We start from the raw sequence: 13608 nt of genomic DNA, 5'->3' as shown, positions 1-13608 counted from the left end.
GGAGTTTCGTTCAAAATAGGTTCGAGCTTCGTTCAGCAATTGCGACATTTATTGCTTGTCTATGGCCAGATTGCTCCATTTACCGCATTTGTCTCCCCATCGGGCGACCACTTCGTTGTCTATTTTCGCTTCAATAACATCGCACTGATTAGGACAGCCCTTGCACTGGAAAGAACCGCATTTAATTTCCTTGTCTGCGGTCTCAAACCCCAGAAATTTGCTCTTTTGAGGTGGATTTTCTCTGATCAATAAGGCGGCTCCAAATGCCCCCATAACTTTATTGTATTTGGGAATAATAATTTCCTTGCCCAATTCTTTTTCAAAAGCTTTTCTGATGCCGACATTCTCTGAAACTCCCCCTTGGAAAACAACAGGGGATTGGATGTTTTTCCCTTTAGCGACATTACTCAAATAATTCCTGACTAAGCTATAGCAAAGGCCGTTGATTATATCTTCAATACTATGCCCCATTTGTTGCTTGTGTATCATATCCGATTCGGCAAAGATGGTGCAACGTCCGGCGATATTAGTAGGAGCCTTAGAGGTTAAAGCAATCCCGCCAAATTCTTCAATCGGTATTTTTAACCGGCTGGCTTGAGCGTCAAGAAAAGCTCCGCATCCGGCGGCGCATAAAGTATTCATAGCAAAATCAACCGCCACTCCGTTTTCTAAAACAATAATCTTACTGTCCTGTCCGCCTATTTCTAAGACCGTTCTGACATCAGGAACGAAAAAACTTGAGGCCTTAGCATGAGTGGTGATTTCATTCTTTACCAGATCAGCTCCGGTGATGACTCCGGTCAGATAACGGGCTGAACCGGTAGTTGCCACTCCTGCCACTTCGCTTTCGCGGGGAAAAACATCGGCCAACATCTTCAAGCCCTGTTTCACCGCCCTTATCGGATTTCCGTCTGTCCTGATATAAATATCAAACAGAACATTATCCTCGCCGTCTATCAGAACGAGGTTAGTAGAAATGGAACCGACGTCAATGCCAAGATAAGTTTTCATATTTTTTTAATTAATTTGTTTTTGTAATGGTTTTTAACTACGTCCACAAAAGCCTCTATTCTCGTATCAACTCCGGCTTCAGCTACCTGCTCATCTAAAGACAAAGACAAGAAGGGGATACCGCTTTCCCTATGAATTTTTTCAAGAATCGGTCTGACTGTAACCTCCGGCATACAGTTATGTACTGCCAAAAAATTAGCCACATAAGAATGATCTTTTTCTACTTCCAAATTATAAACCTCTCCCTTAAAATCAACCTCCTCTATTTTACGTATCGGAACCAAAAAATAATCTTCTGTTTCCCTGAAACGGACATAATCTTTCCTTTCTGTGGTTTTTATCAATTCATCGCCCAATCTCTTAATCCCGCCGGCATTAGCTATTTTCAACATATAAGAAACCTTCCTATTTTTAATTTTTTGCTCCATAAGAGATGGTTTAATGCGCGACCTTACCAAAAGCCGAAACAATTGACCGGCTAAATTTTGCGAAGTAGTTACTGTTCTGTAAGTAGTTTCTCCATATACATCCCTAACACTTCCATCGCCCCTAAAATATCCTTTCAAAATTTCTCTTTGCGAATTTGGATTAAGAGAAACTAAATCTTGATGTAACACCTTTCCATTACAATGCTCTCCACATAAAGAATGAACAATACCCGCTAAATTTCTATTTCCAATATATAAATCAGAACAGGCGGCTTTTGCCGGGTAACAATATCGACTAATCTTTGTTTTAAAATTATTCCTAATTATACTCGCGACATCATCAATATATTTTTTTTCTTTGGTCGGAAAACTAAACCTAAGACCTCTTTCGTATTTCTTGCCACTTTCCCTATCGTAATTAATTGACCCTTCCGCCAACCAATAACCAAGCATTCTAAGCAAGTCCGGAGAATAAGGGAATTCCCTTATATCTTCCCACTTAGGATTTCTTTTATATTCTTTATCCCACACAAAAGAATCCTTCTCGTTAATTTCTTTTGGAATCGGTATGGCAATAAAATCTCCTGCTTTTGCTTCTCCCGCAGGAATAAAATCAAGTTTTTCAATTTTTTCTTTATGATTTTTAACAAATTTTTTCGCCAATAAAATAGGGTGTTCTGGCGTAAGAGAAAGCGTCAATAATTTCCCTCCGCAATCTATTTTTAATATTTTCCCCTTGTAATTTCGGCAATAGGTTTTTGTCACTTTTCCAAATTTCCCCTTATGGGTTAAAATTTTTTCTCCGACATTAATGTCTTGAATTGATTTCTGGATATAATTTTCTGCGGTAATTTTGGTATCTTTAAGAAAACATCCGAAAGGAAGGACTTGAACGATACCGTCAAAATCTTTTTTAACAAAATCCAACATTTCAGAAACCGCGTCCAAACCATGACCGCCGACAGCCGAGCCTAAATATCCTTTAGCATTTTTAATCAGTCTCCCGCTTCTCCACGGGAACATTCTTTTCTTTATATGGTAACTTAAAGTCATTCCCTTGTGCGACTCTATCCCTTCTTTCCCCAATTTTTCCTCAATATTATAATTTATTGAATCATCGGTTACGGTATATATCTCTCCTATTATTCCTACTTTAGGAATTTTCCTCTTTTTGTCAAATTTAATTTTAGAAAATTCTCTCCTGATAAATCTTGAAACGCAATAAAGGTCTTTGATATTTTTCGCTTCTTCAACTTTTTTTAGCCCGAGCCGAAAAGCTTTAGTGGTTTCGTTTTTCTTTTCCTCTCTCGGCCTGATGTAATTAGCTCTTTCTTCCAGATATTCAATTAAGGCCAGCTTTTCAAAAAAGAAATAAATAGCGCTGAATATTTTAAAAGAAAAAACTCCCGGAATCTTCTTCAACTTGCGATAAACGTCCCTCAATTTTTGATCAAAAATAATAAAATCCACATTCTTTCCGCTGTCTTCTAAAACTTTCTTTTGGACTTCGGCGTAATATCTTAAACGGCAAGAACCGCCCATGCTGGTAACCATAAAGATAGTATCGGCTCCCTTCTCAATCGCCCTCAAATAATTGCCTATATTGGCCTTGAGCGGGAAGCAGTACATTTCCGGAGAAAGCATCGCTCCTTTTTTATTTGAATCAGCGGTTGATTTTTCGGGAATAATAACCTTAAGCCCTAATTTTTCGAAAAGAGCGCTGAAGGCAATGGTATAATTTCCCCAATATGGAAAAGTAATTATCATAAATTTATTTAAGGGTATCTACAAAGGCTTCCAATCTGGTCTGGAAACCAGCCTCTCCTGTCTGTTCATCAATGATCAAGTACAGAAAAGGGACTTTTTTTCTCTTAATTTTTCTCTCAACAAATTCCTTCAGAACAGCATCGCATCCGCATTGAAAAGAAGATATCTCAATCGCCCCGCTAAACCCATAATTCAAGACCTCTTCTGTTTTCTCCATTATCTCCCGGCCGAACTCCCAATGAAAATCAGGATAATCTCTTATCGGCAAGCCATCATCAGTTCCGCTTCCAGCGGAACTTCGGCGAGGCGAAGGCGCTCTGTCAATGAAAAATGGCTCTACCCCTAATTTTTTCAGCCTATCTTCAACCTTAAGATTAACATAATCATCGTATAAATTATAAGGATGAGAAATCAAAATTATTTTTTTCTTTTTTTCGGATTTAATTTTTCCTAAGAATTCTTCTTGGTTTTTCGCCTCATATTCTATCTCCTTTAAGAAAGCTTTCCTGGCCGCTTCCTTAACTTCATCCTTGCTTTTATTTATTTTTCCACCTAATCCCTCTAAAGTTTTTTCAAATTTTTCTCTCCGGCAATCAAAATTAGCTGTTAAAATCGGTGTTTTTGTCAAAATATTGGCTAAATCGGGCAAAGCAAAAAGCTTAGGGCAATATTCAAATTTTTGCTTATTAGCCTTAAGGCGGGGAATGAAAATAAAATCAACCTTTCCTTCCAGCCACAAAAGATGGCCGAAAAAAACCTTTACGGAAAAGCATGTCTCCGGGTCAGAAATCCTTGAGCCAATTTGAACAATTTCTTTATTCGTTTTCGGAGAAACAAGAACCTCAACTCCGAGATTTTTAAAAAAATCTTCCCAAAAAACAGGATATTTCCAATGAATTAACGCTCTGGGAATGCCAATTTTCATAAAATTTCTAATTAAAATAATATTTGCTGTTTAATCTGTTTTTTCTCCTTTTGAGAGAATATATTTATCTTACCATAAACTCCGTCATAGCCGGGTTCAATATTCACTTTTCCCTCCTTGACTCTGATTATTCCCTCGGCTATTTCCGGCAATGTGGCCGACTTTAATTCTTCCCCCGGAACCTCGAGCAAGATATTAAATTCACTGCCAAGTTTATTAATTATTTTATCATATTCCGTTAAGACTTTCTTGGTCATTGATTTCACCCCCAGAGATTCAGCGATTATTTCTTCTAATGGTATCAGTTTCCTGAAGGGGATTGCTCCTTCCGGCTTGAATCCTCTTTCCTTGTCAGCCAATTCACTGACTCTGTTCAAAACTCCGATTGTCAACGACTTCCCGCAGACAGGACAGATATTATTATATTTTCTTGATTGCTCCGGAGAAAAATTAACTTTACAAAGACGATGGCCGTCCTGATGATATTTTCCTTCTTCCGGAAAAAATTCAACTGTATAAAGAAACTTTTCGCGGTCTTTTGTTTTTATAGCCTCTGTTATGGACGAATAGCTTAATTCTGTTTCAAAAAAATTCGCTTCCCGGCCGATTTTAGCCGGACTATGAGCATCGGAATTGCTGATTAAGGCAATCTCCCTTCCGGCCGGCATCCGCCAAAGCATTTCCGGGTCAGCCGAAAGGCCTGTCTCTCCGGCATAGATATATTTTGAATAATCTTCAAAACATTCTTCTATGGAGTCAAAACCTGACTTTGAACCGAAAAGAGAAAACCATGGAGTCATTAAATGAGCCGGAACGACTAAGCAATCTTCCGAAGCATCTAAGGCTATCTTTAGCAGTTCTTTAACGTCCAACCCTAATATCGGCCGGCCGTCAGCTTCTAAATTCCCGATCAAACCGAGCCGAGTGTTTATTTTCTCAACCACTTTGATATCAGGAGCAAAAATTATAATATGAATTTTTCTGACTCTCCCTCCCTTAGAATAAATGCAACTGATTTCAGAAGTCAAAATAAATCTCGTTTGACCATCACTATCTTTTAATTTAAAAAGGCCTTGTTCGCCTGGAATGAGATTTTCTTTCAGATTATCAAACCATTGAGGATGAGTAAAATCACCGGTTCCCAAAACCTTAATCCCTTTAATTTTCGCCCACTTGTCAAGATTCTCTAAATCCATTTGAGGAGAAGTGGCCCGGGAATATTTGGAATGGATATGAAAATCAGCAAAAAACCTCATAATCATTAAAGCGGTCGAGGCCCGCCCTCACCCGTTTCCCTAATTTTACTCTTATATTCTATCCAATTCTCAATAAAATCTCTACATCCTTGTTCGCCACCCATTACTTTAAGCATAAAATCTCTTTCGGTGACTGAAGAAAAATTCTTCTTTCCAATATAATCAAGGCAGCTTGACCACTTATATTCTTCCTCTAAGAACTTGATGGCTTTTTTGGGATTTTTAATCCCCAATTCTTTCCATTTTGGCTCTATCAGCGATATAGGATTGGCGTGAATATAGACAAATACCGTTCTTAATTGTTCGGTTGTTTCAATGCGGACAGAATTAAATCTTCCCTGAAAAAAATACCCTTTTCTTTTTATTTCGTGTTTTTGCTTGAAATAAGCAGCGTAGCCAGTTTGAACCTTGCTCATAAATTTAGTTATCCCTCCATCTTCCAATTGCCTCAATAGCAAATGAATGTGATTCGGCATAAAACTGAATGTCAAAATTTCCACTAACTTATTCCTCTCGTCAGGGATGACAAAAGCGGTCGAGGCCCGCCCTCGCCCGTTTCTAAATTTTCTCTTTATTTCTTGTATTTTGCGCCTTCTTTTTTGTATCGCCACCGGATTTGCATTGTTAAACTCATATATGGAAAAAATCCCGCGATAATAATCATCTATATTTTCAAAAAGTATCTCATCGCCAATTCTTCTTGTGGTAATATGATAAATTTCGTTATTAATAAATTCTTCTTTCCTCTGCGGCATAAATTAAAATATTTAATAAAAAGATGTCTTTGCTTAATTTTCAATTTTATTTAAGGAAATAAATTATCTGAGAAATAGCACCCAATAAAAAAACAGCCATCAATAAATACAGCGCCGGCAAAGGAACGTTCAAGCTGTACTCCGGCTTCCTGTTGCCCATCTCTTTTATTTTTTTATAAATCAAAACTATCGCCAATCCCTCCGTCGCCCCTATTATCGTCCCCATAAAACCGATAATACTGATAAAGCTTCTTAATCCGAATAAGAACAAAACCAAGGGCAGGCCGCAAGAGATCAAAATAGCCGAACGTTTAGAAATTCTGAAGTCAGCCACAAGGGTATTTATTAAGGCGAAAGAAGAAATCAAAAAAGAATCTGCTATCGTCAATAAACCGGCTAAGGCGCCGAAAAAAACAATATTTGGCCCCAAAAACGGGATCAATCCGGAAAGGGCGTCCATTGAGGTATTTTCACCTGAAACCCCCACCACAGACAAAGAAAATAGAATATAAATAAAAGAAACAATTATTGCCGATACTATCAATATCTTTTTCATTTCAAATCCGTTCGCCCTTCCGGATATTTCCCTTAATTCCGGAATTGCCGCCCATCCTATCAAAGAAAATAATATCACCCCATAGGGCAAGAAAATATTAGTACTTTCCAAAATGGCGAGATTGGAAAAATCAAATCTCGGCAAAGCAAAGAAAAAAATAATGACGATGGCTAAAAAAAGGAGGTTGGTTACAAATTCAGCCGGAGCAATGAACTTTATCCCCCTGATAATGAAAAAGGTTAAGAAGACTCCGAAAAATAATCCCAGAACAAAAGAAGAGAAATCTCCTATTGGAGAAACGATGATCTTCAGAAAATCACCGGCTATAATTATGTAGACTAAAAGAACCCCCACTCCGCCGAATATTACCGCCACGGCTGTAATATTTTTCCAAATTTTCCCTAAATATTTTTCAGCGAATCCGGCTAATCTGTACCTTTCCTTTGTCCTTAAAATAATTTCCCCATAAAGCAAATGAGTCAACAGAACTGCTCCGGATAAAACCACGAAGTAAAAAATGGCGGGGATTAAGCCGGCTACAGAAACAACGTAGGGGAGTCCGAAGATACCTCCCCCTACTATCATCCCGATTAAAGCTGATACTGAAAAAACAAATTTTTTGTCCATCTACATTTTAAAAACTTGATAGCCCTCCCTTACTTTTTTGCTCACCTTCAAACCGATGCTTTCCTTGGGCTTGGCTTTTTTAATCTTCTTGTAATCAAGTTGCATTGATTTCACTTTTTGCTCAAAATCGGTATTCTCTCCGCCGGTTATGCGGATAACATCACCCTCCTTGAGAGCATCCTTAAGTTTAATTACAGCCACTTTTATCCCGCCAAAATAATGAGTAATTTTCCCGATCGGCTTTTGCTTAACCGCTTTTTTAACCGCTTTTTTAACTACTCTTTTAACCGCTTTTTTGGGTTTCTTCATGTGTTTATTGTTAATATTTTATACTGCCATTTTACCATAATTTTAATCAACTGAAAAAAGGGCGTATGCCCTTTATCAGGAGGGGAAAACATTCCCATCCGTCATCAGCGATGTAGATCTCTAGCTGGACAGTTGCCATGCATATGCTTACGCCTCCTCCAGAAGAAAATGTCTGTCCTTAAGGAATAAATCCCGCACCCCCTCGCAACTCATAATATACGAAAAAATATTTTTGTCCACTACTTGCTCTTTTTAGCTACTTTTGTTTTTTTTGCCTTCTTCGGTTCTTTCGCTTTTACTGCCTTTTTCTCCACAACGGGCTTTTTGTTTGACAACTCCTGATAAAACTTCTGAATGGCCTCTTCCTGTTTCTTGAAATCGCAAATCTCCCGCCTGATACGGGCTTTTTCCAAACGGATGAACTTGCGCATGCTTTTTGAACGTGTTTTTTCTGACATAAATGATTTGATTAAGGATTGATTAATCTTGATTTTATAATCTTTTTTAAGCTTGGCTTTCTAAGCTTAGTTTTTTAAGCTTAGCCCAGTTATCTCTTTTTGTCCACCCCCATGATAGAAGATCTTACCTTAAAGTAATTTGCCATTTTTTATGATAAGCTTCCCGTCTCCATAAACGCAACCGTGGCAATCACGCAGATTTTTAACCATATCAAAATGACCTGAAGCATTGTTCTCGCCTCCGATAAACTTATTATCTCCAATGGCAATATGAACTGTGCCTAAAATTTTCTCATCAATCAAAATGTATCCTCCTGTATAGCTGGCTTTTTTATTACAACCAATGCCGAATTCTCCGATAATCCGCGAGTTTTCGTTATTGCTGGCCAGATATTTCTTAAAATGATTTTTGCCTTTTCGGGCTGAATAATTTACTAATTTCCCTTTTCTAAATTCAACCATAACATTTTCCGCTGTCCCATGCTCTCTGACGTAAAGACGGGGAAGGAAGAAAAAACCTTCAGCGGAATTTTCAATCGGGGCTGTACAAATTTCCCCATCCGGCAAGTTATTGTAAAGGTCGCCGGTTTTTAAATCATCTTCGCTGGTGATTCCGTCGCAAACCATCCAGTGTCTCTTGCCCAAATTAAACCTCAAATCTGTCCCGTCATCAGCGACAATGTGAATTTTATTGAAACCATTAAAAGTGTTGCGATATTTTTTCAAAACATCGAAAAACTCACTTGTAAAAGAATAAAAAAGAGAATCAAAAAATATCTTCTCAAATTTATTCTTAGAAAGATTATAATATTTTGCTGTTTCCGGATGAGGCCAGCCGACTAAAACAGCTCTCGTTTTTGTTTCTTCCCATATTTTTCTGGCCAATTCCGAAGAGGGAAGACCTATCCTCATCCTTTCGCTGGGAATTTTAGAAAATAAGGCAGGATCTTCGTCCGGTTCAAGGTAAATAATAGCGTCAACGTCCCTTAGCATTCCTTGGGAAAAATTAGAGAATTCAGATAAAGAGTCTATCGGGGGGAGCAAGATTCCTTCCTTCACCTTTTGAGCGTCTTCCATAGTCAAGAGCGGATGAGCCCCCCTCCTTAAACATTCTTTTCTTATTTCATCAGCTAATTCTTTGTTTTTGGCATTATAACGGACTCTTACGCAATCGCCGATTTCTTTTTTTACCCGCCATTGATTCTTGAGTTTAAAAACCAGCGGACCGTATTTGGGATGGGAAAGTTTTTCCAAAATAGCTTCGTCGATAGGGGACTTGCCAACAGTGAAAAAATCCTCTTTAAGAATGCTTTTTACAACCTCCTCTCCAAAATCTTTTATTGCCAATCTGATCCCTTGTTCGTTGGGCTTTCTGCCGATTCTCGGCGCATCGCATATTTTCTTCGCCAAATACACAAGTTTATTTTTACTCAACATCATAAAATCATTTAAAATTATTTAATAATTCTTTTAGCGGTTGGGTGTTGATGATGTCTTTTTCTTCAGCCCAGCCACGACGCGCTTGAGCAATGCCGAACTCCATAATATCCATCTGCTCCTTATTATGAGAATCGGTATTGATAACCATTTTTACTCCCGCCTCTTTGGCTTTCCTGATATTCGTATCTTTTAAATCTAATCTGTAAGAAGAAGAATTTATTTCAAGAATTGTGTTGGTTTCTTTAGCCGACCTTAAAATCCTGTCAAAGTCGCACTGATATTCATCTCTCTTCTTTAATATCCTGCCGGTCGGATGAGAAAGGATTTTAACATAAGGATTTTTCATCGCCTTGATAATCCTTTCCGTCATTTCTTTTTTCTCCATCTTATGGCCGGAATGAACTCCGGCAATAACATAATCCAGCTTGGCCAAAGCCTCGTCTTTTATATCAAGCGAACCGTCATTTAAGATATTTACTTCTGCTCCCTGCAGGATTTTAAATTTCCCAGCCAGAGGCTGGTCCCGCATGCTGCGGGAAAATTTGGCATTTAGGTTATCTATCTCTACCCTTTGCTCAGACAGCCTCTTTTCATCTAAGCCATTTTCAATTTTCAAAAATTTCGTATGATCAGAAATACCGATGTATTCATAACCCATTTCCATGGCTTTTTTAGCCATATCTTCTATTGAGTCTTTCCCTCCATCCCAATTTGAATGACAATGCAAGTCGCCTTTAATAGAATCATATCCAAGAAGAGAAGGCAATCTCCTTTCAAAAGAAGCCTCTATTTCTCCTGTGTTTTCTCTCAATTCCGGCTCTATCCATAAAAGGCCGAGGGAGCGATAAATGCTTTCTTCATCCCATCCGGCTATCATTTTCTTTCCCTTAAAAATACCGTATTCACTAAGCTTCATTTTGTTCTTAATGGCGATTATCCTCAAGGCGATATTGTGCTCTTTTGATCCGGTAAAATATTGCAAAGCGGAGCCGAAAGAATCTTCATGGACAATCCTCAAGTCGCAATCAAATCCTTCTTCCAGCTTAATTGAAGCCTTGGTTCCTCCTTTGCCCCAAATTTTAATAACCCCGGGAACAGAAACAAAATAATTCATAACTTTTTGAACAGCCTCTTTGTCCGTCGGACATTCTTTCGTCTTCCTGACCAATGTTAAGAAATCAACATCGCCGATGGTTTCCTTCATTCTTCTCAATGACCCGGCTACTGAAATTTTTCCCACTTCAGGCAAAAGTTTCAATCTGTTTTCAATTTCCTTGGCCTTTGGAATAATTTCATCCAAGCGAAATCGGCCATGGCTCCTTTTTAAAAATTTAATACTTTCTAAAATATTCTTTTCCTTCTTCTCCCCAAAGCCGAAGAGGGGAGCGATTTTGTTTTTTTTAGCCGCTTGTTCCAAATCTTTTAAATTTTTTACTCCCAATTCCTGCCATAAGGACTTTACCGTTCTGGGCCCGACTCCCTCAACCGAAACCAGCTCGCTTATGTCAACCGGCATCTTTTTTTTATAATCTTCATAATACCTTACCCTCCCTGTTTTTAGATATTCAATAATTTTATCGGCGATATCTTTTCCCACCCCGGGAATAGCCTCTATCCCTTTTCTGCCCTCCTTTTCATAAACATCTTTGACGTCCATTTCTGTCCCTTCTAAAACTTCTGCTACTCTGGAGTAGGCAAGGTGGCGAAAGGGAAGACCGCCTTCCATTTCCAGCAAAAGGAATATTTCTGAAAAAATTTTAGCCAATTGTTTATTTCTCATAAATTAACTTTCTTAGATTCTTTGAATATGCCCATGCCTAATTTTAGCAATATGGCCATCCCGATTAAAGCCGGAACCAAATCCGCTCCCCTGATGATCATAGTGAAAACAGCAGCCACGGAAGCTCCTAAACCAAGTCCGTTAAAAGTCGCTATCTGGATAGCCTCATGGCTTCCTAAAGAAGCGGGGATAGGAATTATGGCCGCCAGATAGGTAAGGGAAAATATCAAAAATGACGACAAAACTCCGACTCCCTTCCCCAGAAAACCCATCAAAATCCAAACCCTTAAATACATTACAAACGCCTTAAGGGAAGACAAGCCGAAGCATTTCCAAGCCAAAGCTCTCTCTTTCTTAAAGAAACAAAAAATTTCCTTCTCAATCTCCAGTGGCTCATTCCCTTTGTTCCTTAAAAAAACCTTAACCACGCTTTCCTCTTTGAATATTTTAAAATAAAGAAAACAAATAATCGCCGTGAATAAAAGAAAAGCCAGCCCAAAGGTAAACCAAAAATTTACCAGAGAAAAACCGACATTATAAAAAATGAATACCAATCCCCAAAAAATAATTGTCAAATTGAGCGTCCACTCCAGAATTCTTTCAATGATTATGGAGGCCATTCCCTTTGACCAACTTATGGAACTCTGTTTTTTGAAAATATAGGCCCTCAAAAATTCTCCGCCCCAAATAATGATAGGGAAAAGAAACATCATGGAAAACCCAGCCAGATAAGAAACGGAAAGGGTTTTAAAAGAGACATTAACGCCCCCTCCTTTCAAAATCTCCTTCCATCTCCAAATAGAAATTATCGTTATGAGAAAGGTAAGAAATAATATGATTAAGCATTCTCCAAAACTAAAAAAACGGAAAGAACCAATAATCTTTTCCCAGCCGATGGAATGGATAACGAAGAAGAAAATGCAAGCCCCAATTGCGAAAGAGAGTAACGCTAAAATCAATTTTTTCATTTTTTCTTCACTGGAGGATAAAACTCCTTTTTCATTTCTTCTCCTATTTTTAAGATTAATGGGTTATCAGAAGACTGAAGAAACCATTCCCAAAGAGGAGCGACGGAAAATTTCTTATTCTTTTTTTCGTACAAAAGTCCTGTAAATAAAACCGCCAAAACATTGAGCTGGGAAAGAAATTGTCCCTCGGGACTGCTCTTACTTCTATATTCCTTCCACAACTTCATAATTTCTTTGCCGAAGGAATGATCTAAACTTGAAACAATTTTAGCGATAGCTTTTTCCTCTTTCTTAAAGTCCTCTTTAAAAATCGCTTTTTTGTGTTTCTCCAAAAGAAGAGGCCATCTCTTCAAAATTTCATTTTTACCTTTTTTATTTTTCGGCAGTATATTGTCGTAAGGAGTTGTATCTCCCGTACAGATAGCCGTCAACTCATGGCAAATAGCCATCTCCATTAATTTGTTAAGATTTAGCCGAGAACGGCCTTCTCTGGCAAATATCCAGGCCATCAAGAGCAAGGTAAAAATATGCCCGGCAACTGTTTCCGGATTTTTCACTCCTCTCATGCGCCAATAAGCCCTCGGCATTTCATTGAGTTTGTTAAGTTGAAGTAAAAATTTGAGTTTATTTTTCATATTAAAAAGAGCTGTATTTTATTTTTTTGACTTTGTAAATCATTTTTATGGGAGATTCTATAACAGCCTCGTCTCCAACCTTAAGCCCCATCAATACCTTGCCGACAGGGGACTCGGAAGAAATCTTGCCCTCTAATGGATTGGCGTCCAATGTCCCGACTATCATGAACTCGTTAACCTTGCCTTTTTTGCCTTCGCCTTCAAGGGAAACCGTCGCCCCCAAACCAACCCTGCCCTGATCCTTCTTTGAGGGAATTTTTATAATCTCATAATTATCTATTATCGCCTCAATTTCAGCCATTCTTTTTTCCAGAGAAGCTAAATCGTCCTGGAAAGAGAAATATTCAGAACTTAAATCTTCTGAATGCCAAGTCTGCGGAGACCCCTCCTTTACCTTGGCGATTTTAAGGCTCTTCAGCTCTTCATATTCTTTTTTAAGCCTTTCCAGCCCTTTTTTAGTCAAATAAAATTTCTTTTCTTCCATACCTTGAGTATAGGTTTTCCAAAAAGCTTGTCAACTCTCTATTTTTTTACTATTGTAGGATACATAAGCGGGTATCGTATAATGGTATTACCTTAGCTTTCCAAGCTAATGACAGGGGTTCGATTCCCCTTACCCGCTCCAACAAAAAGTGTCCCGTAACCCGCCGACTGGCGGATGCGGGACACTTTTACTTACTTCGCGTATTCTAC

13 protein-coding genes and 1 tRNA gene are annotated in these 13608 nt (G+C 38.4%); 1 reads left to right on the top strand and 13 read right to left on the bottom strand.

What is annotated here, in order from left to right; all coding sequences use genetic code 11:
* Window positions 1–48: 48 nt before the first annotated feature.
* The 13 genes from COS96_02495 to COS96_02435 all read right to left on the bottom strand — a co-directional run bounded on the left by COS96_02495 (window position 49) and on the right by COS96_02435 (window position 13399).
* Window positions 49–1011: a 2-hydroxyglutaryl-CoA dehydratase gene (locus COS96_02495; protein PIU43802.1), complete on the bottom strand. Its 963-nt coding sequence runs from the start codon at window positions 1009–1011 to the stop codon at window positions 49–51.
* The gene (locus COS96_02490; protein PIU43801.1) at window positions 1008–3206 is read right to left on the bottom strand and encodes a hypothetical protein; all 2199 of its coding nucleotides are present in this window, start codon (window positions 3204–3206) and stop codon (window positions 1008–1010) included. Before COS96_02490 ends, COS96_02495 begins: the two co-directional genes overlap by 4 nt.
* A 4-nt stretch (window positions 3207–3210) precedes the next feature.
* Window positions 3211–4131 carry a hypothetical protein gene (locus COS96_02485; GenBank protein PIU43800.1) on the bottom strand — a complete coding sequence of 307 codons (921 nt, stop codon included), beginning with the start codon at window positions 4129–4131 and terminating at the stop codon, window positions 3211–3213.
* An 11-nt stretch (window positions 4132–4142) separates the two neighbouring features.
* Window positions 4143–5387, bottom strand: a complete 1245-nt coding sequence (locus COS96_02480) for a DNA helicase UvrD (protein PIU43803.1) — start codon at window positions 5385–5387, stop codon at window positions 4143–4145.
* A gap of 5 nt (window positions 5388–5392) precedes the next feature.
* Window positions 5393–6142 (bottom strand): hypothetical protein, encoded by a 750-nt coding sequence (locus tag COS96_02475; GenBank protein ID PIU43799.1) that lies wholly within the window; start codon window positions 6140–6142, stop codon window positions 5393–5395.
* 46 nt (window positions 6143–6188) lie between these two features.
* Window positions 6189–7325 (bottom strand): hypothetical protein, encoded by a 1137-nt coding sequence (locus COS96_02470; GenBank protein ID PIU43798.1) that lies wholly within the window; start codon window positions 7323–7325, stop codon window positions 6189–6191.
* Window positions 7326–7634 carry a hypothetical protein gene (locus tag COS96_02465; GenBank protein ID PIU43797.1) on the bottom strand — a complete coding sequence of 103 codons (309 nt, stop codon included), beginning with the start codon at window positions 7632–7634 and terminating at the stop codon, window positions 7326–7328.
* Between the two features lie 239 nt (window positions 7635–7873).
* Entirely contained in the window at window positions 7874–8065 is a 192-nt protein-coding gene (locus COS96_02460) for a hypothetical protein (GenBank protein ID PIU43796.1), read from the bottom strand.
* Window positions 8066–8221: 156 nt separating this feature from the next.
* Window positions 8222–9532, bottom strand: coding sequence for a hypothetical protein (locus COS96_02455; protein ID PIU43795.1), 1311 nt, complete (start codon window positions 9530–9532; stop codon window positions 8222–8224).
* A gap of 4 nt (window positions 9533–9536) precedes the next feature.
* Window positions 9537–11312: a DNA polymerase III gene (locus tag COS96_02450; protein ID PIU43794.1), complete on the bottom strand. Its 1776-nt coding sequence runs from the start codon at window positions 11310–11312 to the stop codon at window positions 9537–9539.
* Entirely contained in the window at window positions 11309–12280 is a 972-nt protein-coding gene (locus COS96_02445) for a hypothetical protein (protein ID PIU43793.1), read from the bottom strand. Before COS96_02445 ends, COS96_02450 begins: the two co-directional genes overlap by 4 nt.
* A complete protein-coding gene (locus COS96_02440) occupies window positions 12277–12915 on the bottom strand; it encodes a hypothetical protein (GenBank protein ID PIU43792.1) in 639 nt (212 codons plus the stop codon). The genes COS96_02445 and COS96_02440 overlap by 4 nt, the downstream gene beginning before the upstream one ends.
* Window position 12916: 1 nt before the next feature.
* Window positions 12917–13399 (bottom strand): transcription elongation factor GreA, encoded by a 483-nt coding sequence (locus COS96_02435; GenBank protein ID PIU43791.1) that lies wholly within the window; start codon window positions 13397–13399, stop codon window positions 12917–12919.
* Between the two features lie 67 nt (window positions 13400–13466).
* On the opposite strand from COS96_02435, the gene COS96_02430 reads away from it, so the two are divergent.
* Window positions 13467–13540, top strand: a tRNA-Gly gene (locus tag COS96_02430).
* Window positions 13541–13608 lie beyond the last annotated feature (68 nt).

The organism is Candidatus Nealsonbacteria bacterium CG07_land_8_20_14_0_80_39_13 (assembly GCA_002779355.1).
Classification (GTDB): Bacteria; Patescibacteriota; Minisyncoccia; order Minisyncoccales.
The sequence above is the reverse complement of the archived record's forward strand: the minus strand, read 5'-3'. Positions and strand labels throughout refer to the sequence as shown.

Coding starts and splice junctions, on each gene's coding strand:
- COS96_02495 (PIU43802.1), bottom strand. CDS start 1,011: ATGAAAACTTATCTTGGCATTGACGTCGGTTCCATTTCTACTAACCTC.
- COS96_02490 (PIU43801.1), bottom strand. CDS start 3,206: ATGATAATTACTTTTCCATATTGGGGAAATTATACCATTGCCTTCAGC.
- COS96_02485 (PIU43800.1), bottom strand. CDS start 4,131: ATGAAAATTGGCATTCCCAGAGCGTTAATTCATTGGAAATATCCTGTT.
- COS96_02480 (PIU43803.1), bottom strand. CDS start 5,387: ATGAGGTTTTTTGCTGATTTTCATATCCATTCCAAATATTCCCGGGCC.
- COS96_02475 (PIU43799.1), bottom strand. CDS start 6,142: ATGCCGCAGAGGAAAGAAGAATTTATTAATAACGAAATTTATCATATT.
- COS96_02470 (PIU43798.1), bottom strand. CDS start 7,325: ATGGACAAAAAATTTGTTTTTTCAGTATCAGCTTTAATCGGGATGATA.
- COS96_02465 (PIU43797.1), bottom strand. CDS start 7,634: ATGAAGAAACCCAAAAAAGCGGTTAAAAGAGTAGTTAAAAAAGCGGTT.
- COS96_02460 (PIU43796.1), bottom strand. CDS start 8,065: ATGCGCAAGTTCATCCGTTTGGAAAAAGCCCGTATCAGGCGGGAGATT.
- COS96_02455 (PIU43795.1), bottom strand. CDS start 9,532: ATGATGTTGAGTAAAAATAAACTTGTGTATTTGGCGAAGAAAATATGC.
- COS96_02450 (PIU43794.1), bottom strand. CDS start 11,312: ATGAGAAATAAACAATTGGCTAAAATTTTTTCAGAAATATTCCTTTTG.
- COS96_02445 (PIU43793.1), bottom strand. CDS start 12,280: ATGAAAAAATTGATTTTAGCGTTACTCTCTTTCGCAATTGGGGCTTGC.
- COS96_02440 (PIU43792.1), bottom strand. CDS start 12,915: ATGAAAAATAAACTCAAATTTTTACTTCAACTTAACAAACTCAATGAA.
- COS96_02435 (PIU43791.1), bottom strand. CDS start 13,399: ATGGAAGAAAAGAAATTTTATTTGACTAAAAAAGGGCTGGAAAGGCTT.